The sequence below is a fragment of the Burkholderia sp. L27(2015) genome (genome assembly GCF_009765705.1).
Taxonomy (GTDB): Bacteria; Pseudomonadota; Gammaproteobacteria; order Burkholderiales; family Burkholderiaceae; genus LMUX01.
Map to the genome: position 1 here is coordinate 13138 of NZ_LMUX01000008.1, position 25900 is coordinate 39037.

The following is a 25900-nucleotide window of genomic DNA, read 5'->3' on the forward strand; positions in this document are numbered from 1 at the left end:
GTGCAACTACTCGACTATTCGACTTTCAGTCCGGATGCCTTGGCGATCGATTGCCAGCGCGTGCCCTCGGCATCGAAAAACGCCTGGCTCTCCTGCAGCGTTGCGGTCGATTGCACCGACGCTCCGGCGCGCTTCAAGTAGTCGTGATAGGCCTGCGTGTTCAGGACCTTGGTGACTTCGTCGTGCAAGCGCACGAGCATCGCCTGCGGCATTGTCTTGGGCGCCACCATCAGCGCGTACCCGGTCAGCGGCGAATAGGCCGGCATCTCCTCGGTCGCGGTGGGTACGTTAGGCAGGGCCTCGTTGCGCTGCGCACCGGTCGTGGCGATCGCTTTGAGCTTGCCGTCGCGCAGCATCGGCAACGATGTGTCCGCGGACATCACGACCATATCGACCTGACCACTGACTACCGCCGTGAGCACATCCGGCCCACCGCGGTAGGCAATCGGATTGGTCTTGACCTTGGCGGCTTGCTCGAACTCGATGCCGAAGAAATGACCGGGTGAGCCGATGCCGCCGAAGCCCCACGACAATTTTCCGGGGTTCGCTTTCGCGTATGCCGCGAGATCGTTAAGCGTGTTGAATTTGCTATTGGCCGGAACGATAAAAACGTAAGGCATCGTCGTCAATTGCGCGATCGGGACAAAGTCTTTCTGAATGTCGTAACCGGCGTCTTTGAAGATGATCGGATTGACGAAGTAATTGACGCTGGTGACCATCAAGGTCGGCGTATCGGGCGAAGCATGTGCGGTATAGACTGCCGCGATGTTGCCACCCGCGCCCGGTTTGTTTTCCACGATCACCGACTGACCCAGGTTCTTCTGTAAGGCGGCTGCCATCACGCGTGCCGCCAGATCGACTGTGCCGCCCGCGGAAAACGGCACCATGATCCGGATCGGTTGATCCGAGATCGGCTTGCCCGCTTGCGCGAATGCGATGCCAGGTAAACTTGCCGCAGCGATCAGCGCGCACGCGCCACCCAATACCGTGCGGCGCGAGTATGTCGAATTGCTCATCTCTTTGTCTCCAGTTTTTTTATGGGACTTTGCCGAGACGGCGCTCGGATATTTCCCGCTTACCGTCCGGTTCGATCTATGAAGATCGAATCCTCTTGGTACCACCTGCGATGCTTATTGCTCACTTACTGCTCACCTTATTACCTCCTTATTGCCCACCTCAATCGCTCAAACTTATCGCTTGAGGATTGTGACTCCACAAGCGCCGTGTTCAAATCCGGAAATACCACCGCCCGTCGCGTGCGCCAGCCCCACGCGCGCGCCCTGCACCTGATGGTCGCCGCAACGCCCTTGCAATTGACGGACGATCTCGACCACTTGTGCGACGCCGGTGGCCGCGACCGGATGGCCACGTGCCATCAGGCCGCCGGACGGGTTGATCACATGCCGGCCACCCAAGGAAGTCGCGCCGCTCCTGAGCAGACTGACCGCTCCTCCCGGTGGGCAAAAGCCAAATGCTTCGTAGTACATCAGTTCCGCGATCGCGAATGAATCATGGATTTCCGCGACGTCGATGTCTTCGGGCCCGATGCCCGCTGTCTCATAGGCTTCACTGGCGGATTTGCTCGACACATGCGACTTGATCATCGAGATGGGGCCCGGCTCGAACAGGCCGGAATGCACGACGGTCGCGCTGATCTCTATCGGGTTATCGCAGGACGAGGCGCGCACGCCCTCCTCTGACGCCAGCACGAGTGCTGCGGCACCGTCGCCGGTCGGGCAGCAGTGCAACAAGCGCAGGGGATCGGCAACGATGCGCGACTCTTCGACTTCTTCCAGTGTCACCGGCGTCTGCATCTGCGCATAAGGGTTGCGTGCGCCGTTGGCGCGCGCTTTCACCGAGACATGCGACAGCTCCGAGCGATCGATGCCATGCTCGTACAAATAGCGCTGCGCGCGCATCGCGTAGATGCCGGGCATCGTCAAGCCATGCGCGGCATCCCAGTCGTCCTGGCTAAGCGGCAAGGGGCCGCCGCCGAGCTTGCTGAGCATCTCGACGCCGAACACCAACGCCACATCGCATTTGCCCGCCTCGATACGGCCCACCGCCTCGCCGATCCCGGTTGAACCGCTCGAACAGGCGTTTTCGACGTTGATGATCGGTAAGCCCGTGAGGCCGAGCTTGCCCAGCACCTGTTGGCCCATCAACATGCCGCCCAGCATCGAGGCCGAATAAGCCACATCGATTCGATCCTTGGGCAGACTGGTTTCGAGTATCGCCTCACGCACGGCGGGCCATGCAAATTCGCGGTGGCTGAGCTCCGGAAAACGGCCGAATTTGACCATGCCGGTACCGATTACAAACGTGCGGCGCTTCATGCAGACCTCCTGGCGTCATCGGCCGGCTCGAATTTGAAATCGACCGGGGCGGACGTCCTTGCACCCTCGACCGGGGCGGCTGCAACCACCCGGACTTGCATCGTGCAATGCGGCCGTGTTCCCGCGGTGCTCCACAGGTGCCCGAAAACGCGAATCTTCTCGGGGAAGTCGACGTACCCGGAGTACACCTGGCCATCGGCATGGCGCATCGTCGTAAAACTGTAAAGCTCGCCGACGCCGCTGAGTTCAAGCGGCTCCACATCGAGCGACATGCAGCGCGGGCACACCGTGGACGGCGGAAAGGTGTGATAGCCGCAGCTCTTGCATTGCGTCGCCAGCAACCGGACCTGGCCACCGGCTAGTGTGCGGAGATAAGGCAACACAGTCAGCGGCGCCCGCGGCTTTGCATTCGGAATCGTCATCGCGCATAATCCTTTCTACTGAGTGGAATGTTATTTCGATAAACAGTATGGAAATGCATTCTATACACCGGAATTGGAATCCGCAAGACGGGATTGCGCTGATGCCGTTACACTTCGATCGTCCAAAAAGAGGGGAGCAAAAATGAAAGAAGACCCCAACAGCACGCTGTTGCGAAGCGTGCGGGTCTTGTTCGGTCTCGTGGAGGCCGGTCGGCCCATGACCGTCAGCCGGCTGGCGAACGCGGTCGATTTGCCCGCCAGCACCGCACATCGGATACTCAACGTGCTGCGCCAGGGCGACTACGTGACGCAAGACGCCGATACGGGCGCCTATAGCCCCGGCGGGGCGCTGCTGCGGATGGCGGCGTTGATGGCGTCGTCGAGCGAGTTTCCGCCGGTGGTCAATGCAATGCTGCGCGAGCTGGTGGAAAAAAGCGGCGAGTCGGCCTTTTATGGCGCGTTCCTGGGCGAAGTGGGCCGATTGAAGTTCGTCGCCAACCTGCACTCGCATCACGCGTTGCAGTACGTGATGCGCACCGATCAAACGTATTCGCTGCTTTGGGGCGCTTCGGGTCGATCGATCGCGGCGTTTCTTCCGCAGAGCACGGTGGCCGAGTTGTATGCGCGCGAGAAGGACTTGGCGGAAGGCACCGCGCCATTGCCGCAGTGGGACGATCTATGGTCCGACTTGCAGCAGATCCGCAGCGCCGGATATTGCACGACGAATGGTCAGCGCTTTGAAGGTTCGCACGCGATCGCAGCACCGATACGCGGTGCGGACGACGCGATCATCGGTTGCATCGGCATTTCGATGCCGTCAGCGCGGCGGGAACCGGCCAAGACCGAGCATTGCGTGACGCTCGTGTTAAGCGCCGCCTCTCAACTGTCGTCGGTGGCGCGCTGCGCGATCGGCACGTTGAACCCGGATTTCGGACGTTGATTCAGGGCGTTGATTCGGGACGCTGAGCCCGAGCGTTGATCCCGGACGTTGAGCCGTCAGTCCAGCGCGATTAGTACATTGCCGATCGCGCTGCCCGAGTCCACCGCGTCGTGCGCATCGGCAATACGATCGAGCGGATAAACCTGGGCAATCTGATGGCGTAAATCACCCTGCGCCAGGTGTCGGGTCAACGAATCGATAGCCTGCGCGCGCAAGACTCGCGCGATGTCGTAGACACGCATGAATTGCAGCGTGGCGTTGAGCCCGCGCAAGCGGCGCAGCGGTAACGTCGCCGAATCGCTTTGCGCGCCATACACGACGATCTTGCCACCGTGCGCGAGCACATCGAGATCGGGCAGCAGGTTCGCGGAAAAATTCACTTCGATCACGGCGTCCACACCGTGGTCTTCGGTCAATGCCTTGACCTGTGCGGCGACGTCTTCAGTTCGATAGTTGATCACCTGGTCGGCGCCCGCGCTTTTCGCGTAGGCGGCCTTTTCCTCCGAGCTCACGGTTGCGAGCACGAACGCGCCGCGCAGCCTGGCGAACTGGATCGCGTAGTGCCCGACCGCGCCCGCACCGCCCTGGACCAACACGCGTGTATGGGTCGACGAATCGACATCATGCGCGGCATGATGCACGGCAACCCACGCGGTCAATGCCGGGATGCCGAGGCAGGCGCCCTCCTCGAACGAAGTCGCGCCGGGCAGCGGCACGGCTTGTTGAGCGGGCAGGACGATAAATTCCGCCGCAGTACCGTATTGACGGTTCCACTGGCCGTTGAAGACCCACACCCGTTCGCCGAGGCGATCCGTCGATACGCCGTCGCCCACCCGGTCGATCACGCCCGCGCCGTCGCTATGCGGAATCACGAGCGGCAGCCCCGCACTGCGTGCCACGGTGCCCCCACGGCTTTTGACGTCCGACGGATTGACGCCCGAATATTTGAGTTTGACGCGGATTTCACCGACGCCGGGTTCGGGTGTCGGCACCTCGCCGATGCGCAGTACGTCGCTCGCGATGCCTGTTTCGGTGTAGAACGCTGCTTTCATTGCAGTAGATCCCCGCACGTATGCTGCCCGCTGTCGTTGAGCCGACTAGATAATTCCGCCGTTCACACCGATCACCTGACGTGTAATGTAAGACGCTGCGTCCGACATCAAAAACCCGACCAGCGCTGCGACCTCTTCCGGCCGCCCTACGCGGTTCATCGGTACCGCCTTGAGCGCGTGCTCCAGCGCCGCGCCCTGAAGCATATCGGTATCGATCAGTCCCGGCGCCACGCAGTTGACTGTGATGCCACGCGTGGCCAGTTCGGTCGCCAGCGCTTTGGTCGCGCCGATCAAGCCCGCTTTGGCTGCGCTGTAGTTGACCTGCCCGCGATTGCCCGTCACACCCGATACCGAGGCGATCGTAACGATGCGCCCACCGGCTTTGGCACGTACCAGCGGCATGGTCAAAGGCTGGACGACGTTGAAAAATCCGTCGAGGCCGGTTTCCAGCACGATATCCCAGTCTTCTCCGGAGAGCGCCGGAAACGCGTTGTCGCGCGTCACGCCGGCGTTGCAAACAATGCCGTAGTACGCGCCGTTCTCAGCGATGTCGGCTTCGAGCGCGCTGCGGCATGCAAGCCTATCGCGCACATCGAATTGGAGCAATTGCGCAGCGCCCCCCTGCGCGATGATTTCTGCGCATACGGCCTCAGCCTGCGCCAGTGCGCCACGATAATGAACCGTGACGGCGAACCCGTCAGCGCCCAGTTGACGGGCAATGGCGCCGCCAATACCCCCGCTGGCCCCAGTAACCAGAACACGCCGCTTCACGTCACAAGACTCCCGTAGATCAATGATATGTGTCTCACTCTATCGCCAAGACAACGCTTGCGGGGGGCAGTGGATCAACCGCTACGATCGTTTGGCGAATCACGACGAATATCCCGCTTTGCGCCTTGAAAAACTCAAGGCCGCAATCGTAGTAATGGTAGGAACCGGTTTTGCGACGTATGCGCAGCCTGAGCTGCCGGCGTTCGAGCGAATCGCCCTCACCGGCCAGATCGGCCTCCAGCATTTCGGCATCCTCGGGATGAAGAATGTGCTGAAAATCCCGGCCACGCGTGTCGGCCAGCGGAAGGTCGGCCTCGCGGCGCAACACTTCACCGATAAACTCGTAACCGATGCTGGCATTGCCGATATACATCACGCTATCGAGATTAGCGGTGAAATTGCGCAACAGACGATTGGTCAGACGTGTCGTGTCCTCGGCCAGGATCCGCTCGTTATCGACTCGCAACAGGATCTCGTAGCGAGAACGCGAGACTTCTGCCAATAGCTCGGCCTGATACTGCACGCGCCGCAACCACTCGATCAAGCCGATACCGAGCAAATTAATCGTTAAATGACCAAAAATAACAATCACGTCGACTTGGTTGATCGCGCCGAAATCCTCGAACGGTGGCACGAAATAGAAATCGAGCGCGGGCAAACTGATCAGGACGAGGAGCAACGCCGGCCCCAAGCCAAGGAAAAACTCGGTCAGGATCGCCGCGACGCTGAAAAACAACGCGGGTAGAAAGGGCCCGAGCAGGGGCTGCAGCTCCCGACGTGTTACCAAAGCGAGGACAAATGCCGCCAATGCAACCGCATACCGCCAGCCGCCGCTAGGCGCCCAGCGGCGGGCGTTACGTATTTTCATAAGATTCAGTGGACACTAGGTCAGGGTAATTGTCGCGAAACTGCAGAACCGCGCGCCGAGCAATGTGCCACAACCGCGCCGAAACAGCACCAAAGCGGCGGCAAACGACGACCAAGCGGTGGCGAACGCCAGACGGCCTTCTTGCTCTGATTCGGGCGGCGGTCCGGAGCGCGCGTAACGGGTGAAATATGTCCGATTATTACACGCTTCGTGCCAGTGGCGAAAATCGGTGTATACGAATAAGATCGTCGGCAAAAGACAATTTTTAGTCTGTTTCGATGACGCGTTGCAACATGCGGGTTAGTCCGATGTGGTAAATTATCCTTAGGTGGTAAGGTCTTAGTGAATAAGACTGCGTCGTAATGGGCGCCCCTTGGTTTATCCTCACTTTTTACTTGGAGCTCCCATGCTCTATCAGCTCCACGAATTTCAGCGCGCCCTGCTCGGGCCCTTGACGGCCTGGGCCGAGGCCGCGTCAAAAACCTACGTCAATCCGTCCAGCCCCTTATCCTACGTGCCCGGCGCTCCGCGCATCGCGGCCGGCTATGAGCTGCTGTACCGATTGGGCAAGGATTACGAAAAGCCCGAATTCAACATCCGCGAAATCGAGAAAGACGGCCATCGAATTCCGGTAATCGAACAGATCATCGTCGAAAAGCCGTTTTGCAAGCTGGTGCGTTTCAAACGCTACGCTGACGACAGCGATGCGGTCGCCCAGCTCAAGGAAGAGCCTGTCGTGCTCGTGTGCGCCCCGCTGTCGGGCCATCATTCGACGTTGTTGCGCGAAACTGTGCGCACGTTGCTGCAAGATCACAAGGTCTACATCACCGACTGGGTCGACGCACGCATGGTGGACGCCGAGGTCGGTCCCTTCCATCTCGACGATTACGTCGCCTATATCGAATCGTTCATCCGTCATATCGGCGCGAAAAACCTGCATGTGATCTCGGTGTGTCAACCCACCGTGCCGGTACTCGCCGCCATTTCGCTGATGGCCAGCCGCGGCGAAGATACGCCACGCACCATGACGATGATGGGCGGGCCGATCGACGCGCGTCTGAGCCCGACCGCGGTCAATTCGCTGGCGATGCGCCACTCCCACGAGTGGTTCGAGAACAACGTGATTTACAAGGTTCCTCCCAATTACCCGGGCCACGGCCGTCACGTCTATCCGGGCTTCCTGCAGCACACCGGTTTCGTGGCAATGAATCCGGGGCGCCACATGAATTCACATTACGATTTTTACGAGAGCTTGCTGCGCGGCGACGAGGAAGACGCCGAAGCGCATCGTGTGTTCTACAACGAATACAACGCCGTGCTCGATATGGCAGCCGAGTATTACCTCGATACGATCAAGGTCGTGTTCCAGGAATTCAGGCTGGCCGAGGGCACTTGGGTCGTCAACGGTGAACCGGTGCGTCCGCAAGACATTCGCGACACCGCCCTGCTGACCATCGAAGGCGAGTTCGACGATATTTCCGGCGCGGGACAAACGCGCGCAGCCCACGATTTATGCAAGGGCATTCCGGAGTACGCCAAGCGTCATATGACCGCAGCCAAATGCGGCCACTACGGGATTTTCTCGGGAAGACGCTGGCGCAACGAGGTGTATCCGCAACTGCGTGATTTCATCCTCGCGCATGATCGCGAGGTCGAAACCGAAATCGCCTGAGCGGTCTCGATGCGGTTCGGTCGCGCGCAGTACCGGTGCGCAGTACCGGTGCGATTGCCAGCGCAGTCGGTCACGCAGTTATTCGCGCAATTGGCCAGTTATGCAGCTCTAAAAAAACGCTCGAGATGACCACCTCGAGCGTTTTTTCACTGCAGGCTATAGAGTGTGTATTCGGCGACGATATCTGCCTGTCCGCGATCTACCACTGCCGAATCGCCTCTATCCATCACCTCTGAGTCAGATAGGCCAACAGCATCGCTGTGTGCATCTGAACCGCGGCATCAGACAATGCGCCCTGCGTAAAATCGCTGCCCAGTGAAACTTCGATGGTGTGACGGTTCGAGACCACGTAATATCCCAGCCCTGAGATCGTGACCATCAGCAGCACCGGATCAACGCCCGAGCGAAACAACTTGGCCTCTTCGCCCTGTTTGAGAATAGTCCGAATGGTTTCGAGGAAAGGTGAAATCGCCTGAGGCACCAGCGTAGACTGTTTCAAATAGCGCGCTTCATGCAGGTTTTCGTTGTTGACCAGGCGCAAGATCTCCGGATGATCGCGATAGTATTTCCAGATCGAGTGCGCAAGAAGCGTGATCGCCTCAACCGGTCCAAGACCGCTGAAGTCGATTGCCTGCTCCGCTGTGGAAAAATTGGCGAAAACCAGGTCGAGCACAGCCGAGAACAGTTGCTCTTTGCTGCCGAAGTAGTAATACAACATACGTTCGTTGGTCAGCGCTTTTTTCGCAATCTGATCGACGCGAGCGCCCGACAAACCGGCGCGGGTGAACTCCTCGGTGGCGGCTGCGAGTATTCGCCGCTGCGTGCCCTGTGGGTCACGTTTCGTTTTTTGCTCAGTCATAGAATACGATGTAATTCGAGGAACCCGATCTGACTCGTCCTCATGGACAAGTCCGGCGCGCATCCAGATCACTGCGCAATGCCGTTCATTTTCAGATTATTTAGTATGGCTGGATTATGGCACAGCGCTGCGAGCCAAAATGAAATCGAAGACAATTGATGTATGAAACGCACTCCTATCGACATGGCTGACAGCGCTACCACTGCGACCGACGCTTCAACCCTCTCGGATCGCATCGAAGACCTGTTGCCGCAAACCCAATGTACCAAGTGCGGTTACTCGGGTTGCCGTCCCTACGCCGAGGCTATTGCAAGCGCAGCGGCGAACTACAATCAATGTCCACCAGGTGGTGAAGAGGGCATCGAGCGCCTCGCTCGCCTGCTGGGAAAACCGGTCATTGCGTTAAATGTCGAAAACGGCATCGAGCGGCCGCGGCCCGTGGCTCGCATCGATGAATCGCTTTGCATTGGTTGTACCTTGTGCATGCAGGCGTGCCCGGTCGACGCGATCGTCGGCGCCCCGAAACTGATGCATACGATCGTGACCGAGTTATGTACGGGATGTGACTTGTGCGTGCCGCCCTGCCCTGTGGATTGCATCGACATGATCCCCATCACGGGCAACGAAACAGGATGGCAGGCCTGGACTCAGGATCAAGCCGACGCCGCACGGCAACGCCACGATCAGCGCCTCGCGCGTGAAGTGCGCGAACGTGCGCAGGCCGAGGCACGCGCCGCTGCTCGCGTAGCTGCCCGTGTCGGTGCGGCCCCGGCAACGCCGGCCGGCGCGGCTGAAAACGTGCCAGTGGATCCGGAGCAAGCCCGTAAGCGCGCCGTGATTCAGGCCGCGCTGGAGCGCGCTCGCCTCAAGAAGGAAGCGCTGGCGGCAAGCGGACAAGGACCCAAGAATATCGAGCAAGTCAGCCCCGAAGTGCAAGCTCAAATCGACGCCGCTGAACAGCGCCGTCAGCGCTTAGGGCTGCAAACGCCGTCGCTTGAATCCGGCGAGAGTTCATACGCCGGCTCAGACCCGAACGCCCCCAAGAATGCCCCCGAGACAAACGAACCGTCCTGAATGCCTGGGAAGCCTGGAAACGAACGTCGCCCATGAATGCCGCCTATGAACGCTGAAAAACGCCGCGCCATCTACGAGACTTTGCAAAGTCTCGATCCTCATCCGACCACTGAACTCGAATTCCACTCGCCGTTTGAACTGCTGATCGCCGTCCTGCTTTCCGCACAGGCCACCGACGTGTCCGTCAACAAGGCGACGCGCGGCTTGTTCGCGGCGGCCAATACACCGCAAGCCATGATCGAACTGGGCGAGGCTGGCGTAACGGAACACATCAAGACGATAGGCTTGTTTCGCAATAAGGCAAAGAACGTCATCGGCACCTGCAAGCTGCTGATCGAGCTGCATGGAGGTGAAATTCCGGCAAACCGCGAAGCGCTCGAAGCGCTGCCTGGGGTCGGCCGCAAGACCGCCAATGTGGTGCTCAATACGGCGTTCGGGCATCACACGATAGCGGTCGATACGCATATCTTCCGCGTCGCCAATCGCACACGCCTCGCGCCAGGCAAGGATGTAGTCGCCGTCGAGACTGCGCTCGAGAAAGTCACGCCGTTCGAGTTCCTGCTCAATGCGCACCATTGGCTGCTGCTGCATGGTCGATATGTATGCAAGGCGCGCAAGCCAGAGTGCTGGCATTGTGTCATCGAGCCCTTGTGTGAGTTCCGCCCGAAAACACCGCACCCGGAAGGTTGAGGCGCTGCTCTGCGAACAATTCGGCCTGCGTTTAAAATGGCGGGATTGAGTAGCCCATGACGTAACCATCAGCTTGAGCCCATCCGCCTTATGTTCGAACCCAGCCGTGACGAGGTCCGTCAATTTTTCTGCGAAACCTGGCGCAAGCAACGCGCCAGCGAAATCCTCACGCCGCTGGAAAGCATCGCCGCTGACTGGATCGGCGAGCACCCTGAATACCAAGCGTCGCTGAGCGACCCGGAACGGGCTCAAGGCGCCGACTACGGCCCCGAAAGTGGCGAGACCAACCCATTTCTGCATTTGTCGATGCACTTGGCGATCACCGAGCAGCTTTCCATCGATCAGCCGCCGGGCATCCGCGCTGCACATGAACGATTGATCGGGCGACTGGGATCGCCTCACGACGCCCAGCACGCGATCATGGACTGCCTCGGTCAGATCCTATGGGAGGCGCAGCGCAACGGCACGCCGCCCGATACCGATGCCTATCTGGCAGCAATCGAGCGCCGGGCCAGCCGCGGTTAACTCAATTACCGCGTCGATTTCCGCGTCGATCGCCAAGTTGAACGCCGAATTGAACGCCGAATTGAACGCCGAGTTAAATCTGAATATGCGCACCCCCAATCAGCGCGCCCCAATAAAAAACCCGGCCTGAGCCGGGTTTTTTAACTACTCTGTTGCATCGCCGCTTCTGCATCGCAGTTAGCGCTTTTCGGCGACCGCGAATGGCGCTCTCACGCCGCACGCGTCTTCATGCATGTCATTTCTTGGTCAACAAGTCGCCAGGCAGCGAGCCGATATAAGCGGCCACGTCGCGCATGTCGTCGTCCGACAACGCCTGCACTTGCGCTGCCATGATCGCGTTGTTGCGGCCAAACAGCGGATTGCTGCCACCGGCCTTATACGAGCGCAATGCGGCAAAAATGTAGTCGGGGTATTGGCCGGCAATCTTCGGATATTCCGGATTGACCGGATTATTCATCGTCGCGCCATGACATGCTGCGCAGTTATGACTATCGACGACGGCACGGCCATTAGCGACGTCTGCCGCTTGCGCGCCGAAACTGACCAGCAGCGAACCGGTCGCAGCGAGCGCGGCAGCGATCGTGGCAATCGGCGAATGTACACGCTTGTTCATGAATTCTCCTGTCCCTATGCTCGTAGTTCGATCAGCGGGCGCTTAATGTGGCGATGGTCTGGCAATGGGCGGCCGTGAGCTTACTTGTCCGGATTGATCGGACTGGTAGCCGTTTGCGCCGCGTAATAGGCGGCGATATCGGCAATGTCCTGCTCGGTGAGCGAGGAGGCTGCCGCATGCATGGTTTGGAACTTACGGTCCCGGTTCTGGTATTCGCGCAACGCGGTGGCGATATACGCCGCGTTCTGGCCACCCAGTTTCGGGACCCGATAGACCTCGGGGAAAGCGGTCCGGTAATCGGTAATGCCGTGGCAACCGATGCAGTTCGCCACCTTGCCGCGCGCCGCAGCGGGGTCGCCCACCACGTCAGCACGGGCGCCGACCGAGCACACCACGAGCGCCGACAGCGTTGCCATCATGACGAATTTGTTCATAGCTTCTGACCTAAACATTGGGGAATATCGGTCGCTGCGCGCAACTGGCCCAGCGCCTTTGCTTCTCGACTCAGGTAGGCGAGCCCGAAAAAACACGTAATTGTACCGCGGACCAATATTTGACGTCCACCGCGGCAACGCTTACATGCGCCAGAATGGCTATGGCGCGTCGTTATGCCTCAGTTAACCGTCGCTTAACCGTAAGGTTACCGGTCGCTTAAGCTTAAGGTTAGCCGTGGCTTAACCCCCGGCTAACCGTCAGTTCCGTCTGCGGAAATTCACACTTCTGCCTTATACTTGACTTTTTGACGGTTCGTTCCCCATGCGCTTCGAAGGCTCAGAACACTACGTCGCTACCGACGACCTCAAGCTTGCTGTCAACGCGGCGATTACCCTGCAACGCCCGCTGCTGATCAAGGGCGAACCGGGTACCGGCAAGACCATGCTGGCCGAAGAAGTGGCCGCGGCGCTCGGCGCGCCGTTGTTGCAATGGCATGTCAAGTCGACCACCAAGGCGCAGCAGGGGCTGTACGAGTACGACGCGGTGTCGCGCTTGCGCGATTCGCAGCTGGGCGACCCGAAGGTGGGCGACATCAGCCAGTACATCGTCAAAGGCGTGCTGTGGCAAGCCTTTGACGCCGACGAGCAGACCGTCCTGCTGATCGACGAAATCGACAAAGCCGACATCGAATTCCCCAACGATCTGTTGCGCGAACTCGATCGCATGGAGTTTTACGTCTACGAGACGCGTGAACTGGTACGCGCCAAGCACCGGCCGCTGGTGATCATCACGTCGAACAACGAGAAAGAACTGCCGGACGCGTTTTTGCGCCGCTGCTTCTTCCATTACATCCAGTTCCCGGATGCGGTGACGATGAAACAAATCATCGACGTCCATTTCCCCAGTATCAAGAGCCAATTGGTGCGAGCCGCGCTGGAAAGCTTTTTCGAGCTGCGGCAGGTGCCGGGCCTGAAAAAGAAGCCCTCGACCTCGGAATTGCTAGATTGGCTGAAATTGCTGATGGCCGAAGACATCCCGCCCGAAGCGCTGCGTAGCACCGATCATAAGCAGTTGATTCCGCCATTGCATGGCGCGCTGCTCAAAAACGAGCAGGATGTGCATTTGTTCGAGCGTTTGATTTTCATGAACCGCAATCATCGCTAAGCGGCGGCACCGGTCCCAACCATGCTGATCGACTTCTTCTTCTCGCTACGCTCGGCCAAACTGCCCATTTCGATCAAGGAATTCCTGACCTTGCTCGAAGGCATGCAGCAAGGCTTGATCGCGCCTTCGATCGACGAGTTTTACCAACTGTCGCGCTTGACGCTGGTCAAGGACGAAAAGCACTACGATAAGTTCGATCAGGCGTTCGGTGCCTATTTCAAAGGTATCCAGCACATTCCCGACTTCGGCCTGGACGTGCCGATGGAATGGCTGAAAAAGCAGATGCAGCGCGATCTGTCGCCCGAGGAAAAAGCCCGCATCGAAAAGCTCGGCGGCATCGACAAACTGATGGCGCGGCTCAAGGAACTACTCGAAGAGCAAAAAGGCCGCCATGAAGGCGGCAGTAAGTGGATCGGTACCGGCGGCACTTCGCCGTTCGGCAACGGCGGCTTCAACCCGGAAGGCATGCGTATCGGCGGCGATTCGGCCGGTAATCGCACTGCACTCAAAGTCTGGGAGGCGCGCGCCTATCGCGACTACGACGATGAAGTCGAGCTGGGCACCCGCAACATCAAGGTCGCGATGCGCCGCCTGCGTCGATTCGCGCGCGAGGGGGCAGCCGAAGAGCTCGACCTCGACGATACGATCCGCAGCACCGCGGCTAACGCCGGCTGGCTCGACATCAAGCTGGTGCCGCAGCGGCATAACCGGGTCAAAGTGCTGATGCTGCTGGATGTGGGCGGTTCGATGGACGATCACATCAAACGCACGGAAGAATTGTTCTCGGCTGCAAAATCCGAGTTCAAGCACCTCGAATTTTTCTATTTCCACAATTGCGTTTATGACTATTTGTGGAAGAAAAACCAGCGTCGTCAGACCGAGCGCTTTTCGACCTGGGATGTCCTGCATAAATACGGCGCCGACTATAAGCTGATCTTTGTCGGTGATGCGACCATGAGCCCATACGAAGTTCTGCAACCGGGCGGCTCGGTCGAATACAACAACGCCGAAGCCGGGGCCGTGTGGCTGCAACGCTTTGCCACCCAGTTCCCGCACCATGCGTGGCTCAACCCTGAACCGGAAGCGATCTGGGGTTATCGGCAGTCAATCGCGGCGATTCGCCAGTTGCTGCCTAACCGGATGTTCCCGCTGACGTTGGCCGGGCTTGAAAGCGCGATGCGCATGCTCAGTAAATAAACGCGGGCTATCCAATTGGTCGCTCTCGGATCCGATCTCGCAGCCGCTCGCGGTCTGTTGCGCCGTTAATCCCGTAGTCTGCTTTTCAGTTAGCCCTGCGGTCAGTTTCACAGTCACCCCGTTTTTCCGCCTTTGAGTTTTCGATGACACCTACGGCCTCTCCCCCACCCGCCCCCGCGGATGCCGCGATCACCAGCCGCCATCGCTGGTTCAGCCCCATTACCGATACTTCGCCGGCCGCGCTGGTCGCGGGCTTCGTTGCGATGATGACCGGCTACACCAGCTCGCTGATCCTGATGTTCCAGGCTGGCCAAGCCGCGCACCTGAGCGCGGCACAGATTTCCTCGTGGATCTGGGCGCTCTCGATCGGCATGGCGCTGACCACCATAGGCCTGTCGTTGCGCTATCGGGCGCCGATTGTCATCGCCTGGTCGACGCCCGGTGCCGCGCTGCTGATCGCCAGCCTGACGACCGTGCCCTACGCCGAGGCGATCGGCGCGTTTATCGTGTGTGCGCTGCTGGTCACGGCAGTGGGCATCACCGGCTGGTTCGACTCGCTCATGCGACGCATCCCCCCCGGCCTTGCGGCTGCGCTGCTGGCGGGGATCCTGTTTCACATCTGCATCGAAATTTTCCTGGCCGCGCAGCACCAGACGCTGTTGGTGCTCGTGATGTTCTTCACCTATCTGGTGGTCAAGCGCCTCGCGCCTGGCTATGCGGTGATGGTCACTTTGCTGCTGGGTATCGCGGTTTCGCGCGCGCTCGGTTTGATCGATTTCAGCCATTTCCAGATTGCGCTGGCACACCCTGTATTCACGATGCCGGTATTTTCGATGGCCGCGACGATAGGCATCGCGCTGCCGCTTTTTGTCGTCGCCATGGCATCGCAAAATATGCCCGGGCTGGCGGTGCTGCGCGCCGACGGCTATCAAACGCCATCCGCGCCGCTAATTGCGACGACCGGTATCGCGTCGCTGTTGCTTGCACCGTTTGGTGCACATGGCATCAATCTGGCGGCCATTACGGCGGCGATCTGTACTGGGCCGCATGCGCACGAGCGGCATGACAAGCGCTATACGGCCGCGCTCTGGTGTGGCGTGTTCTACCTGATAGCCGGTATTTTCGGTGCGACCATCGCGGCCTTGTTCGCCGCTTTTCCGAAAGAGCTGGTGGTCTCGGTGGCCGCGCTCGCGTTGTTGGGCGCGATCATGAGCGGGCTGAGCCAGGCGATGAGCGAGGCACGCCAGCGAGAGCCGGCCCTGATTACGTTTATGGTGACGGCCTCGGGCTTGACCCTGCTGTCGGTCGGGTCTGCGTTTTGGGGACTTATTGCGGGCGTGCTGGCCCATTTCATACTGAATGGGCGCCGATCTGCTTGACGTCATAAGCCAGCGCTACAATGGCTTCAATGCAAATCCATAGCCGATTTGCGCCAGATTTTGTCCACCCACCCGGGACCTCATCATGACCGCACTCGAACAGCTCAAGCAATACACGACAGTGGTCGCCGATACCGGCGACTTCCAATCGATAGAACGCTATCAGCCGCGCGACGCCACCACCAACCCGTCGCTGATCTTGAAAGCCGTGCAACAGGACGCCTACCGTCCGCTGCTCGAAAAAACCGTGCGCGACCACGCTACGGAGCCGGTCGGTGCGCTTATTGATCGGGTACTGATCGCGTTCGGCACGCAAATCCTCGCCATCATTCCTGGCCGGGTCTCCACCGAGGTGGACGCCCGCCTGTCGTTCGACACCGCTGCCACCATCGCCAAAGCCGATCAATTGATCCAGCTTTACAGCGACGCAGGCATCTCGCGCGAACGCGTGCTGATCAAGATCGCATCGACTTGGGAAGGCATACGCGCGGCCGAGATCCTGCAAAAGCGCGGGGTTCACTGCAACATGACGCTGTTGTTTTCGTTGCCGCAGGCCGCCGCGTGTGCCGAAGCGGGTGCGCAACTGATCTCGCCGTTTGTCGGGCGCATCTATGATTGGTATAAGAAGAACGCTGGCAGCAACTGGGATGAAGCGCGTGATGGTGGTGCCAACGATCCGGGCGTCGCGTCGGTCAAGCAGATCTATGCGTATTACAAGAAGTTCGGCTATGCCACCGAAGTGATGGGCGCGAGTTTTCGTTCGGTTTCCCAGGTGCTTGAGCTAGCAGGCTGCGATTTGCTGACCATTAGTCCGGATTTGCTGCAGAAGTTGCAGGACAGTGAACAGCCTGTGGCGCGCAAATTGTCGCCGCAAACGGCCGATGGCTCGCTGCAGCGCATCGATGCGACCGAAGCGACCTTCCGCTACATGCTCAACGAAAATGCCATGGCTACGGAAAAGCTGTCGGAAGGTATACGTCAGTTCTGTGCGGACGCGATCAAGTTGGAAAAAATGATCGCGGCGTTGCGATAGAAAAGACGAGCCTCTGCTCTTCTTTCGCGCGATAGACCAAGTAAAGTACCCCCTTCGAAGTTAACGGTGCTCAATTGAGCACTTTGGGGGTACTCACCATCGCGGGTACTTACTCTAGACGAAGCTGTGTCCCTTTCGAATCCCGCTTGCTGTTTTTCAGCATTGAGAAGACTCCCGCTAGACGTTCGGCCATATCCTCTGCCTGTCGCTCCGTGCGATAGTTGCACAGCCACTGCAAGGTGTTGTCCGTTTTCTGTGCGTATAGACCGTAGAAATCTGGCTCAACGCCTAAGTCATCGGCCCACTGCGTTGCATCGCCGTCTTGGACAACCCCCTTGATGCACAGCGAGCCGGTCCAGTCTTGCATGCGGTGCTCGTGTATTGCTTGCACCGGGGTTAGGCGCTCGCTAGAGACCCTGCCTTGTCGCAACCGCTCGATGAGCTGTTCGGTAATCAGTTCATGGAGCGGTTTTTTCAGGTTGTCGGCCATCATCCAGCCCTCCTGAGGAGCAGTACGGCGGGCGCCGCGACGAAAGGTTGCAATGCCGTCGCGCAAAGACGCTGCCCCCTCGAAATAAGGGCGTGTTCTCTTATAATGACTGTAGCCATCGTATCTCTCCATTTGTTACGTGGTCAGGTTGATATCAGTGTTGCAGCACCGGTATCAACCGCTTCCTTCTCATGTGCCCTCGTTTGGGCCCGCGTCCTTGATCGTCGGCCAACATGAACACCGTCAGCCAAGGCCGTGATCTGCGGACAGAACCCAGGCGTACGCAATCTTCAGCCGACTCAAAAGTCGCCTTAAAAAAATCGCGCCAAACCGTAAGATATATCCTTCGTTTGAATTAGTACAGAAACCTGTAGTAAGTATGACTAATTTAAGCGCCCACTATAAAACATCAAATCCTCATACCAATTTCCAACGGTCCTACTTCTCAAAAATCTACGCTCAGATATCGCTGATTTAAGGCTGGACCTCGTAAATACCATCGTAATCATGCGACCATCAACAGATGGCCGCTATAGAGGCTCGCGGTTACGCACAGTAAAAAATTTGCATGTGCTTACGATCACCTCGATTCTCAAAAAATCATCTAATAAATATCGAAGACAATTTTCGTCGTGGGGAAAATACATGGCCGATTCAAAATTGTTAGATGGGAAATTTTATGAAACAAACCCGTTATTTACATCGACCAGTGCGATCACGGAATTCATCAAGCCATTAAAAAAACTGAACCTAAGCTACTTCACTTTCGATCGACACTATATCGACAATTCCAGAATTTCCCTGACCACTTCCGTAGATTGGATACGTCACTATTGGGAATATAAATTATATGAAAATTCGATATTTGAGAAAGACCATCTTAAATTTTCAGGTGGCCACGTGCTTTGGAGTTGGCTCAGTCGTGAACCTGTTTACTCGACAGCATCACTCTACGGTATAGACCACGGCATAACGATCACCGAAAAACACGAAAATTATTGCGACTTTCTAAATTTCGGCTCGGTGAACGACGACTCTGTTACAAGTGAACATCTAATCAAGAATTTGCCATTTTTGTATCAATTCACTGCGTTCTTCAAATATCGAATGAAAGATTTGATTTCCGATGCAGAAAATCACAAATTCCATGTTGCGATACCGCAGGGTGACAACACCAGCCGAAACGAGCCTGATGCCGAGATAGATGGGAAGATCTTCTTCCAATCGATGGACCAAAAGAGCGCTTCGAGAATTTACCTAAATGATGATTTCGAAAGCTCCTATTTAACGAAAAAAGAATTTGAATTAGCGAGCTTATTGATACGCGGATTTAGCTCGTCGGCCGCTGCTGCTAAATTGGGAGTTTCAAACGATGCTGTAAATAAGCACGTCAAGAATTTGAAGCGGAAACTGAACTGCAGCACTTTATGTGAGCTGGGATTTGCGATGAGCAAGATCGGTGGTGGAATTACTTATCACCTAAGCAATAGGGATCGAAATACAATCGTCGACGGACTTGATTGATCTCGTCTCTTTTGGAAATATGACCCACGTTCGGGCTCGCATGGACTGCCGGCACGCTCACCTCGCAGTCGTGCTTATCCAAACAAACATCCATTAAAAAATGCAATCCAAAAATTCAGCGGTTGATTCGTTAGAAGATCGCAAGATAAATTTGCACAAGCCATTATTCTTGTTGACGTGCGTCTTCTTTATGTGGGGCTTGTCGTATGGATTATTGGAGGTTTTGAACAAACACTTCCAGGAATCTATGAGTATCAGTAAAGCACAATCTGGATTGTTGCAATTCTCTTATTTTTTCGCGTACTTTATTGTGTCGCGCCCGGCGGCCGTGTTCAATGAGAAATTTGGTTATAAGGGAGGCATTCTGCTGGGTCTGGGTTTGTTTGCGGTCGGCGCACTACTATTCATTCCCGCATCTTCCTCCATGAGCTATCCGCTTTTCCTCGTGGCTCTGTTCGTTTTAGCAAGCGGTTTGGGTTGCTTGGAAACGGCAGCAAATCCCTATGCAACGCTTCTAGGCGATCCGAGAAAGGCGGAAAAACGACTCAACATGGCCCAATCGTTTTGTAGCCTGGGAACAGCTATCGGACCTTTGATCGGTGGAATCCTGTTTTTTAATGACCCCATCTCCGTTAGCGCCCCATCGCAGCACGACATGGTGAAGCGGGTCTACGTGTGCCTTGCGATTGTGGTTATGCTAATCGCCTTCCTAATATCGATAGCGACAATGCCGGAAGCCCGATCGGCGATGCGCGCCAATAATAACCCGTCAAATTCGTTGTTGAGCCATAGAAATTTCGTCGGCGCTATCATAGCTCAATTTTTCTCAATGGCTGCACTTGTGGGAGTGAGCGTATTTTTCGTCAATTACGCGACGGAAAATTGGCCGGGCATGACTTCACAGGAAGCGGCATGGCTGCTTTCTGTGTCGATTTTTTTATTCATGGTGGGTCGATTTATCAGTACGTTTGTTATGGAGTACGTCGCCCCAAGAACATTGCTCATCGGGTACGCAATGGCCGGTGTGGTGTTGTCTATATTTGTCGTGTCGGACTTTGGCAAAACTTCGGTAATCGCACTATGTGCGGTATTTTTCTTCATGTCGATCATGTTTCCCACGATATTTTCGTTGGGAATCAAAGGGCTCAAAGAACGGACCAAGGAAGGCAGTTCCATCTTGATGATGTCCGTCATCGGCGGAGGAATTTCACCTTATGTCATGGGTAGAATTGCAGATAATTACAGCACCTCCTTGGCTTACGTAATTCCGCTGCTCAGTTTCGTGGCAATTTTCGTTTGTGGTTTATATTTTCGCAATGAAGAGGTTAACTAACGAGCTATCGCCATTAGAAGCATTTCCTCAAAAAAAAACGGCTAGAACGCACATGGGTTCCAGCCGTCAAATGCTAAGCGTCTCGCTATCCCGTTCTATCCTTTAGCCAGCCCTTATCTCAGCGGCGCGCGTCGTCTCGATTTTACGTTTATCGCCAAGCTTCGATGAGCCGTTTGCCCGAGTTACCGCAGACCTATCTAGTCACGCCAGAACCACTGCCCGGCAAGCCCTTAGCCGATTTTATCGCGCACCTGGAGCACGTCTTGGAAACAGGCATCCGCCTGGTGCAGTTACGTGCCAAGACCCTGACAGCACTGCAGTATGCCAAGCTAGCCGAACAGGCACTGGCGTGTTGTCGGCGCCACGATGCGCGATTGCTGTTGAACGCGTCGGCCGATGTGGCGCTGGCTTTGCAAGCCGACGGCGTACACCTCACCAGCACACGCCTGATGGCGTGCGTAACAAGGCCGCTGCCTTCCGGACTCCTCGTTTCCGCTGCGTGCCACGACGCGCGCCAAGTGCTGCATGCGGACCGGATAGGAGCCGATTTGCTAACCATTTCGCCAGTCTTGCCGACTGCTACCCACACCACCGCTGAGCCCCTTGGTTGGCCGCGTTTTCGCGACCTCGTGCAGCAGACCTCGATCCCGATCTATGCCTTGGGCGGGATGAGTGTCGATACCTTGGCACAGGCCCGCAAGGCCGGCGCCCATGGGATCGCGGCGATTCGTTCGCTTTGGGATACCCCGGTGATAGATTCATCCATTAATAATAGGAGTACAAATTGAACGAATCCGAAATCGATCTAAATACACTGCTTCGCACCATGGCGCCGGCCCTCTCGCCAGACGTGTTTGTCTATGCGTCGGTTGACTCGAGATCCTTGCCTAAAGAAATCGATCCCATCTGCACGTTTAAGGAAGTAGAAGGCATCTCGATCATTGTCGAAAGGGAACAAGCCGAGCGGGCCCACCTCCCTTGGATACTGGAAGTGCGGATGATCACACTAACAGTTCATTCAGATCTGGAAGCGGTGGGATTTATCGCCCGTATCTCCGCTGTACTGGCTAAGGCACATATCCCGCGCAACGTCGTATCGGCGTGTTTTCACGACTACATTTTTGTGCCTTGCGAGTTGGCACCGACCGCACTCGACCTATTGATCGCGTTGACGGAAACCGCAACCCCGACATAGATAAATGCCGTTGCGGCAAATCGGAATTTTATCCTAGGCATGGTCGACCATGAAAAACGGCCCGAACGCGCATGCGTCCGAGCCGTCAAATTCCAACCTTCTCGCTACCCGTTCTAGCCTTTAAAAAGCGCCTATCCGAACGGCAGTCATCCCGCGGAGCGGCTTTCTACACAAGCGCGCAAAGCGCCCATGCAATCAGCCCTCCACGATATCCAAATAATCACCCGGCGCAGTACGGTCCGCTGCACGCTTCATGCCCGTGACCTTAACCAGCAGACTCACCACCACAGCCACCACGATATTCAGAATCAGCGACCAGATCGCCGCATAACCCGGAATCGCCAATCCGCCCACATGGATCGCGAAAATCGAGCCCTTCAACTGCAGCGTAATCGCCATCCAGGTGCCCGAGGTAATCCCGACCGCCCAGCCCAGCAACAAGCCGCGGTGATCGAGGAAGCGCGTGTACAGCCCGAGAACGATAGCCGGCAGCGTCTGGATGATCCAGATCCCCCCCAACAGTTGCAACTGCACCGCATAGGTCACCGGCAAGAAGATGATGAACGCGAGCGCCCCGACCTTGACCACCAGCGATACCGTCTTGGCTACGTGCGTTTCACCCTTACCGTCGATGTTCTTGTTAAAGAACTCTTTATGAATATTGCGGGTGTACAAGTTAGCCGCTGCAATCGACATGATTGCCGCCGGCACCAACGCGCCGATGCCGATCGCCGCAAATGCGATCCCGACAAACCACGACGGGAAGAAATGCAGGAACAGCGCCGGTACCGCGAAGTTAGCCCCGTACTGTTTGAAGTAGCTGGCAAATTCCGGCATTGTGCCCACACCCGCCACCAGCGCCATGAAACCCAGCAACGCCAGCAGACCCAGCACCAGCGAGTAAGCCGGCAGCAGCGCCATGTTGCGGCGGATCGTGTTGCCCGACGACGAACTCAAAACAGCCGTGATCGAGTGCGGGTACAGGAACAGCGCCAAGGCCGAACCGAGCGCGAGCGTCGCATAAGCGCTATAGCCGTTCAAACTGCCGGCATCCGGCGCCTTGAGCAACAACTTGGCCGACGGTACCGACGCGAAGATATGGCTGAAACCACCCATCTGCTGCGGAATGACGATAATCGCCACGGCAATCGTGATGTAGATCAGGATGTCCTTGACGATCGCGATCATGGCAGGCGCGCGCAAACCGCTGGTGTACGTGTATGCCGCCAGAATCGCGAACGCGATGATCAGCGGAATATCGCCTACGAGGCCAGTGGTCTGAAAGCCCAGCCCGCCGATCACCACTTCGATCCCCACCAGTTGCAACGCGATGTACGGCATGGTCGCGAGTATGCCCGTGACAGCCACCGCCAACGCCAGCATCCGGCTACCGTAGCGAGCGCTGACGAAGTCGGCCGAGGTCACATAGCCATGCCGCTTGGCGATGCTCCACAATTTGGGGAACACCACGAAGGCGAACGGGTAAATCAGGATCGTGTACGGCAGTGCGAAAAAGCCAACCGCGCCTGCGCCAAATACGAGCGCCGGAATCGCCACAAAGGTGTAGGCCGTGTACAGGTCACCGCCGAGCAGGAACCAGGTCACGACCGTGCCGAAGCGCCGCCCACCCAGACCCCATTCGTCCAGCAAGCCCATGTCGCCCTTGCGCCAGTTGGCTGCATAGAAACCGAGCAATGCCACCCCGACAAACAGGACGACAAAGATGATGGTTGCCGTTACGTTCATCGTGCGTCCCCTGCGTTATTTTTGGGTTTGGTCTTGAAGTACACGAGGGCGGTCAGTACAGCGCTGATCAAAACCCAGGCCAATTGGTACCAGTAGAAAAACGGAAAGCCGCCTAATTGCGGCTCAACACTGTTGTACCAGGGCACCCATAACACCGCGACAAACGGAATCAACAGCAGCCAAAGCCAGTGCTTGCTGCCGTTGGAGGAAGAATGCTGCGACATGAGAGACTCCTCGATTTAATTTTTATGATAGATAAAACGCCGGCCACCCTGGGTAAAACAGGAGTAACTGGAAACGTACAACCGAAACGCGGGCCGATATGTCCAGCTTCGTTGGGCGTACGTATCTCGTTTTATAACGAATACGAAGTGTGCGCAGCGTATCGGAGACAGGGCGTTTCGGTCAAGCCGGGGCAACCCCTTAAAGGGAATGCCGCCTATTCACCAAGGAAATGTTGCGCAGTCCTCTAATAGAGGTTGCCAAGAGGCTAGCCCAGCGTTCAAATCGCGAAATCGACGGCCTGGTCGGTCACTTCACGCAAGCGTGCGAGCCAGTTGCGGGCAGGCAATTCGGTGGTGTCTTCGAGATGGCGTGCACGGGCGGCAAGCTGTGCCTCGCTGAACGCCAGGGCCGGTCCCTTGAACGCCAGCACCACGCGGTTGCCTTCGTGGACTTCCGGCAGCGCGATGACGCGGCCTTCGAAGGCGGTGCGCAAATGCTTGAGATTGCGCTCGAAGCTCGGATGGTCGCCGAACAGGTTCACGCTCAACATGCCCGGCGAACTCAGGCAGTCGCGGCAAGCGCGATAAAACGCCACGCTATCGAGCACAGGACCGCGGGCCGTCGCATCGTACAGGTCGATCTGCATGACGCCGATACGCTCGCGCTGTTGCGCATCGTTGACAAAATCCCACGCATCGCTCTCGATTACACGCAAACGCGCATCGTCCTGCGGCAGCGCGAACATGCTACGCGCCGCGATGACCACCGCGGGGTTGAGCTCTACTGCTTCGATGTGGCTGCTGGGAAACTGGCGATAGCAAAATTTGGTCAGCGCTGCGGAGCCCAAACCCAGTTGCACAATGCGCGCCGGCGCATCGAGAAAGAGCAGCCACGCCATCATTTGCTGGGCGTATTCGAGTTCGAGGCGCCACGGATGACGCAGCCGCATCGCGCCCTGTACCCATTCGGTGCCGAAATGCAGGAAGCGCACGCCGCCCTCTTCGGAAAACGTCACCGGCGCAAAACGTGGGCGGCGGCCGCCCTGCTCGCGTGCGTTTTTGACGCCATCGTCAGTCAAATCTTCCCTTGCGCCGCCGTTTTGGCGGGCCCGCCCCTTGGCGGATTTCACGCGCTGCCCCGCCTTCTCGCTCTCGAGTTCGAGTCCGTCACGTTGTGCCTGCCGGAACGCGCGCGCTTCGGCCGAGGCGCGCTTGATCAGTTTTATCATCGGAATGCTCAGAAGTCGCGGGCGTAGCGCTCAGCGTCGGCGCCACACCCAATCGGCGCCACACGCGCAATTTTGTTCGACCGTGAGCATAGCATTCACGCGACCGAACTTGCGTGCACTTCTTGCGTTAGAGAGGGCGGCCACGAGCGGTCCACCTAAGGGATTTCCACTATAGCGTGGCGCACGAGGGCCGGCGCACCATTCGCATAGTAGCGCGTTTGCGCTTTTTTTTAAATTCGCAAATGGAACCGGTTCCATCATCAAAAAGGGATCGATTCTTGCGGTCAAAAGCCGCTCATGCGGTGTACCGTACGCAGCCAACGAGAATGAAGCGAGAATGAAACCAGGAAATAAAGCCACGCCGGAAGTCGTCATTGTCGCCAGTGCGTTCGGCATGGACGCGGTTAGACGCGAAGGCCATCGCGCATGGCTGGCAATCGCGGCCAACGCAGGTGCAGCCGGGTTCGAAGTGCGCCGCGAGCTGTTCTCGTCCGAAGCACAAGCATCGACCGAAGCATTGAACCAACTGGGTCAGGCCATCACTCAAGCGGGTATGTGGTCGGTGTACTCCACGCCCGATGCGCTCTATTGCGCTGACGGCACCCTCGACAGCGGTGCGCTCGAACGTGCGCTACGCGAGGCTACGGCGCTCGGCGCACGCTACGTGAAGCTCCAACTAGGCGGCTTTATCAAGCATGCCGCCGCGGCTGAGATCGCCGACCGCCTGCGCGGCACGGCGGTGCGACTGGTCGTCGAAAACGGTCAATTGAAGGAAGGTGGCTCGCTCGCGCAGTTCGTCGCACTTTTCGAAGCGCTTGCCCGCGAGGGGCACGAACGCGTACTCGGCATGACCTTCGATATGGGTAACTGGCGCTGGCCGGGCGAAGTCCCGTTGGACGCCGCCCCCCTGCTTGCGCGCTACGTCGAATACATCCATTGCAAGGCGGTGGTCGGCGAAGGCATGCGCCTGTTTGCCGTCCCGCCTGAGCCCGACGATGCGCAGTGTGCGGCGCTCTTCGCCCTGTTGCCCGGCGATGTGCCGCGCGGCATCGAATTCCCGTTCGACGCCAGCCGCCTGCCCGCCGACGCGGCTCGCTACGTGGAGTGGCTAGCCACGCGCTGAATGATG

The 25900-nt window shown here is 57.7% G+C and carries 27 protein-coding genes; 14 read left to right on the plus strand and 13 right to left on the minus strand.

Annotated elements, in window-relative coordinates; translation table 11 throughout:
* Positions 1–14: 14 nt before the first annotated feature.
* The 3 genes from GSQ77_RS03035 to GSQ77_RS03045 form a co-directional block, all read right to left on the minus strand.
* Positions 15–1016 carry a tripartite tricarboxylate transporter substrate binding protein gene (locus GSQ77_RS03035; RefSeq protein ID WP_158898930.1) on the minus strand — a complete coding sequence of 334 codons (1002 nt, stop codon included), beginning with the start codon at positions 1014–1016 and terminating at the stop codon, positions 15–17.
* A 174-nt stretch (positions 1017–1190) separates the two neighbouring features.
* The gene (locus GSQ77_RS03040) at positions 1191–2336 is read right to left on the minus strand and encodes a thiolase family protein (protein WP_158898932.1); all 1146 of its coding nucleotides are present in this window, start codon (positions 2334–2336) and stop codon (positions 1191–1193) included.
* Positions 2333–2758: a Zn-ribbon domain-containing OB-fold protein gene (locus tag GSQ77_RS03045; RefSeq protein ID WP_158898934.1), complete on the minus strand. Its 426-nt coding sequence runs from the start codon at positions 2756–2758 to the stop codon at positions 2333–2335. The genes GSQ77_RS03040 and GSQ77_RS03045 overlap by 4 nt, the downstream gene beginning before the upstream one ends.
* Before the next feature lie 142 nt (positions 2759–2900).
* On the opposite strand from GSQ77_RS03045, the gene GSQ77_RS03050 reads away from it, so the two are divergent.
* Complete coding sequence (locus GSQ77_RS03050) at positions 2901–3698, plus strand: IclR family transcriptional regulator (protein WP_158898936.1); 798 nt, start codon at positions 2901–2903, stop codon at positions 3696–3698.
* A 56-nt stretch (positions 3699–3754) separates the two neighbouring features.
* On the opposite strand, the gene GSQ77_RS03055 is transcribed toward GSQ77_RS03050, so the two are convergent.
* The 3 genes from GSQ77_RS03055 to GSQ77_RS03065 are packed head-to-tail and all read right to left on the minus strand — an operon-like array spanning position 3755 to position 6389.
* Positions 3755–4750: an NADPH:quinone reductase gene (locus GSQ77_RS03055; RefSeq protein WP_158898938.1), complete on the minus strand. Its 996-nt coding sequence runs from the start codon at positions 4748–4750 to the stop codon at positions 3755–3757.
* Between the two features lie 45 nt (positions 4751–4795).
* Positions 4796–5521: a 3-ketoacyl-ACP reductase FabG2 gene (locus GSQ77_RS03060; RefSeq protein WP_158898940.1), complete on the minus strand. Its 726-nt coding sequence runs from the start codon at positions 5519–5521 to the stop codon at positions 4796–4798.
* Positions 5522–5555: 34 nt separating this feature from the next.
* The gene (locus GSQ77_RS03065; RefSeq protein WP_158898942.1) at positions 5556–6389 is read right to left on the minus strand and encodes a DUF4118 domain-containing protein; all 834 of its coding nucleotides are present in this window, start codon (positions 6387–6389) and stop codon (positions 5556–5558) included.
* 406 nt (positions 6390–6795) lie between these two features.
* On the opposite strand from GSQ77_RS03065, the gene GSQ77_RS03070 reads away from it, so the two are divergent.
* Entirely contained in the window at positions 6796–8061 is a 1266-nt protein-coding gene (locus GSQ77_RS03070) for a polyhydroxyalkanoate depolymerase (RefSeq protein ID WP_158898944.1), read from the plus strand.
* 226 nt (positions 8062–8287) lie between these two features.
* On the opposite strand, the gene GSQ77_RS03075 is transcribed toward GSQ77_RS03070, so the two are convergent.
* Positions 8288–8920 (minus strand): TetR/AcrR family transcriptional regulator, encoded by a 633-nt coding sequence (locus tag GSQ77_RS03075; protein WP_158898946.1) that lies wholly within the window; start codon positions 8918–8920, stop codon positions 8288–8290.
* A 162-nt stretch (positions 8921–9082) separates the two neighbouring features.
* On the opposite strand from GSQ77_RS03075, the gene rsxB reads away from it, so the two are divergent.
* From rsxB to GSQ77_RS03090, 3 genes are all read left to right on the plus strand, one after another.
* Complete coding sequence (gene rsxB, locus GSQ77_RS03080) at positions 9083–9994, plus strand: electron transport complex subunit RsxB (RefSeq protein ID WP_158898948.1); 912 nt, start codon at positions 9083–9085, stop codon at positions 9992–9994.
* A 45-nt stretch (positions 9995–10039) separates the two neighbouring features.
* The gene (nth, locus tag GSQ77_RS03085; RefSeq protein ID WP_158898950.1) at positions 10040–10684 is read left to right on the plus strand and encodes an endonuclease III; all 645 of its coding nucleotides are present in this window, start codon (positions 10040–10042) and stop codon (positions 10682–10684) included.
* Positions 10685–10774: 90 nt separating this feature from the next.
* A complete protein-coding gene (locus tag GSQ77_RS03090) occupies positions 10775–11209 on the plus strand; it encodes a DUF1841 family protein (RefSeq protein ID WP_158898952.1) in 435 nt (144 codons plus the stop codon).
* A 235-nt stretch (positions 11210–11444) separates the two neighbouring features.
* Here the strand turns inward: GSQ77_RS03090 and GSQ77_RS03095 are convergent, their stop codons facing one another.
* Positions 11445–11822, minus strand: a complete 378-nt coding sequence (locus GSQ77_RS03095) for a cytochrome c (RefSeq protein WP_158898954.1) — start codon at positions 11820–11822, stop codon at positions 11445–11447.
* Between the two features lie 80 nt (positions 11823–11902).
* The gene (locus GSQ77_RS03100) at positions 11903–12256 is read right to left on the minus strand and encodes a c-type cytochrome (protein ID WP_158898956.1); all 354 of its coding nucleotides are present in this window, start codon (positions 12254–12256) and stop codon (positions 11903–11905) included.
* 322 nt (positions 12257–12578) lie between these two features.
* Between GSQ77_RS03100 and GSQ77_RS03105 the strand changes: the two genes are divergently transcribed.
* From GSQ77_RS03105 to tal, 4 genes are all read left to right on the plus strand, one after another.
* Positions 12579–13421: a MoxR family ATPase gene (locus GSQ77_RS03105; protein WP_158898958.1), complete on the plus strand. Its 843-nt coding sequence runs from the start codon at positions 12579–12581 to the stop codon at positions 13419–13421.
* A gap of 21 nt (positions 13422–13442) precedes the next feature.
* Positions 13443–14618, plus strand: a complete 1176-nt coding sequence (locus GSQ77_RS03110) for a VWA domain-containing protein (protein WP_158898960.1) — start codon at positions 13443–13445, stop codon at positions 14616–14618.
* A gap of 143 nt (positions 14619–14761) precedes the next feature.
* Positions 14762–15997: a benzoate/H(+) symporter BenE family transporter gene (locus GSQ77_RS03115; RefSeq protein WP_158898962.1), complete on the plus strand. Its 1236-nt coding sequence runs from the start codon at positions 14762–14764 to the stop codon at positions 15995–15997.
* A gap of 82 nt (positions 15998–16079) precedes the next feature.
* On the plus strand, positions 16080–17030 hold the full coding sequence (gene tal / locus GSQ77_RS03120; protein WP_158899530.1) for a transaldolase: 951 nt from the start codon (positions 16080–16082) through the stop codon (positions 17028–17030).
* 109 nt (positions 17031–17139) lie between these two features.
* Here the strand turns inward: tal and GSQ77_RS03125 are convergent, their stop codons facing one another.
* Positions 17140–17523: a hypothetical protein gene (locus tag GSQ77_RS03125; protein ID WP_158898964.1), complete on the minus strand. Its 384-nt coding sequence runs from the start codon at positions 17521–17523 to the stop codon at positions 17140–17142.
* A gap of 642 nt (positions 17524–18165) precedes the next feature.
* On the opposite strand from GSQ77_RS03125, the gene GSQ77_RS03130 reads away from it, so the two are divergent.
* The 4 genes from GSQ77_RS03130 to GSQ77_RS03145 all read left to right on the plus strand — a co-directional run bounded on the left by GSQ77_RS03130 (position 18166) and on the right by GSQ77_RS03145 (position 21572).
* Entirely contained in the window at positions 18166–19044 is an 879-nt protein-coding gene (locus GSQ77_RS03130; RefSeq protein ID WP_158898966.1) for a helix-turn-helix transcriptional regulator, read from the plus strand.
* Positions 19045–19216: 172 nt separating this feature from the next.
* Positions 19217–20377, plus strand: a complete 1161-nt coding sequence (locus GSQ77_RS03135) for a sugar MFS transporter (RefSeq protein WP_367889646.1) — start codon at positions 19217–19219, stop codon at positions 20375–20377.
* A 164-nt stretch (positions 20378–20541) separates the two neighbouring features.
* Entirely contained in the window at positions 20542–21165 is a 624-nt protein-coding gene (locus GSQ77_RS03140) for a thiamine phosphate synthase (protein ID WP_158898970.1), read from the plus strand.
* Positions 21162–21572: an ACT domain-containing protein gene (locus GSQ77_RS03145; protein ID WP_254067418.1), complete on the plus strand. Its 411-nt coding sequence runs from the start codon at positions 21162–21164 to the stop codon at positions 21570–21572. The genes GSQ77_RS03140 and GSQ77_RS03145 overlap by 4 nt, the downstream gene beginning before the upstream one ends.
* Before the next feature lie 195 nt (positions 21573–21767).
* On the opposite strand, the gene mctP is transcribed toward GSQ77_RS03145, so the two are convergent.
* The 3 genes from mctP to GSQ77_RS03160 form a co-directional block, all read right to left on the minus strand.
* Positions 21768–23318 carry a monocarboxylate uptake permease MctP gene (gene mctP / locus GSQ77_RS03150; protein ID WP_158898972.1) on the minus strand — a complete coding sequence of 517 codons (1551 nt, stop codon included), beginning with the start codon at positions 23316–23318 and terminating at the stop codon, positions 21768–21770.
* A complete protein-coding gene (locus GSQ77_RS03155) occupies positions 23315–23542 on the minus strand; it encodes a DUF3311 domain-containing protein (RefSeq protein WP_158898974.1) in 228 nt (75 codons plus the stop codon). Before GSQ77_RS03155 ends, mctP begins: the two co-directional genes overlap by 4 nt.
* A gap of 278 nt (positions 23543–23820) precedes the next feature.
* Positions 23821–24771, minus strand: a complete 951-nt coding sequence (locus tag GSQ77_RS03160; protein WP_158898976.1) for a spermidine synthase — start codon at positions 24769–24771, stop codon at positions 23821–23823.
* A 337-nt stretch (positions 24772–25108) separates the two neighbouring features.
* Between GSQ77_RS03160 and GSQ77_RS03165 the strand changes: the two genes are divergently transcribed.
* Positions 25109–25894 (plus strand): sugar phosphate isomerase/epimerase, encoded by a 786-nt coding sequence (locus GSQ77_RS03165; RefSeq protein WP_158898978.1) that lies wholly within the window; start codon positions 25109–25111, stop codon positions 25892–25894.
* Positions 25895–25900 lie beyond the last annotated feature (6 nt).

Excerpts from the sequence above, each read along its gene's own strand:
- GSQ77_RS03035 (WP_158898930.1), bottom strand. The coding sequence starts at position 1,016 with ATGAGCAATTCGACATACTCGCGCCGCACGGTATTGGGTGGCGCGTGC.
- GSQ77_RS03040 (WP_158898932.1), bottom strand. The coding sequence starts at position 2,336 with ATGAAGCGCCGCACGTTTGTAATCGGTACCGGCATGGTCAAATTCGGC.
- GSQ77_RS03045 (WP_158898934.1), bottom strand. The coding sequence starts at position 2,758 with ATGACGATTCCGAATGCAAAGCCGCGGGCGCCGCTGACTGTGTTGCCT.
- GSQ77_RS03050 (WP_158898936.1), top strand. The coding sequence starts at position 2,901 with ATGAAAGAAGACCCCAACAGCACGCTGTTGCGAAGCGTGCGGGTCTTG.
- GSQ77_RS03055 (WP_158898938.1), bottom strand. The coding sequence starts at position 4,750 with ATGAAAGCAGCGTTCTACACCGAAACAGGCATCGCGAGCGACGTACTG.
- GSQ77_RS03065 (WP_158898942.1), bottom strand. The coding sequence starts at position 6,389 with ATGAAAATACGTAACGCCCGCCGCTGGGCGCCTAGCGGCGGCTGGCGG.
- GSQ77_RS03070 (WP_158898944.1), top strand. The coding sequence starts at position 6,796 with ATGCTCTATCAGCTCCACGAATTTCAGCGCGCCCTGCTCGGGCCCTTG.
- GSQ77_RS03075 (WP_158898946.1), bottom strand. The coding sequence starts at position 8,920 with ATGACTGAGCAAAAAACGAAACGTGACCCACAGGGCACGCAGCGGCGA.
- rsxB (WP_158898948.1), top strand. The coding sequence starts at position 9,083 with ATGAAACGCACTCCTATCGACATGGCTGACAGCGCTACCACTGCGACC.
- nth (WP_158898950.1), top strand. The coding sequence starts at position 10,040 with ATGAACGCTGAAAAACGCCGCGCCATCTACGAGACTTTGCAAAGTCTC.
- GSQ77_RS03090 (WP_158898952.1), top strand. The coding sequence starts at position 10,775 with ATGTTCGAACCCAGCCGTGACGAGGTCCGTCAATTTTTCTGCGAAACC.
- GSQ77_RS03095 (WP_158898954.1), bottom strand. The coding sequence starts at position 11,822 with ATGAACAAGCGTGTACATTCGCCGATTGCCACGATCGCTGCCGCGCTC.
- GSQ77_RS03100 (WP_158898956.1), bottom strand. The coding sequence starts at position 12,256 with ATGAACAAATTCGTCATGATGGCAACGCTGTCGGCGCTCGTGGTGTGC.
- GSQ77_RS03105 (WP_158898958.1), top strand. The coding sequence starts at position 12,579 with ATGCGCTTCGAAGGCTCAGAACACTACGTCGCTACCGACGACCTCAAG.
- GSQ77_RS03110 (WP_158898960.1), top strand. The coding sequence starts at position 13,443 with ATGCTGATCGACTTCTTCTTCTCGCTACGCTCGGCCAAACTGCCCATT.
- GSQ77_RS03115 (WP_158898962.1), top strand. The coding sequence starts at position 14,762 with ATGACACCTACGGCCTCTCCCCCACCCGCCCCCGCGGATGCCGCGATC.
- GSQ77_RS03125 (WP_158898964.1), bottom strand. The coding sequence starts at position 17,523 with ATGATGGCCGACAACCTGAAAAAACCGCTCCATGAACTGATTACCGAA.
- GSQ77_RS03130 (WP_158898966.1), top strand. The coding sequence starts at position 18,166 with ATGGCCGATTCAAAATTGTTAGATGGGAAATTTTATGAAACAAACCCG.
- GSQ77_RS03140 (WP_158898970.1), top strand. The coding sequence starts at position 20,542 with ATGAGCCGTTTGCCCGAGTTACCGCAGACCTATCTAGTCACGCCAGAA.
- mctP (WP_158898972.1), bottom strand. The coding sequence starts at position 23,318 with ATGAACGTAACGGCAACCATCATCTTTGTCGTCCTGTTTGTCGGGGTG.
- GSQ77_RS03155 (WP_158898974.1), bottom strand. The coding sequence starts at position 23,542 with ATGTCGCAGCATTCTTCCTCCAACGGCAGCAAGCACTGGCTTTGGCTG.
- GSQ77_RS03160 (WP_158898976.1), bottom strand. The coding sequence starts at position 24,771 with ATGATAAAACTGATCAAGCGCGCCTCGGCCGAAGCGCGCGCGTTCCGG.
- GSQ77_RS03165 (WP_158898978.1), top strand. The coding sequence starts at position 25,109 with ATGAAACCAGGAAATAAAGCCACGCCGGAAGTCGTCATTGTCGCCAGT.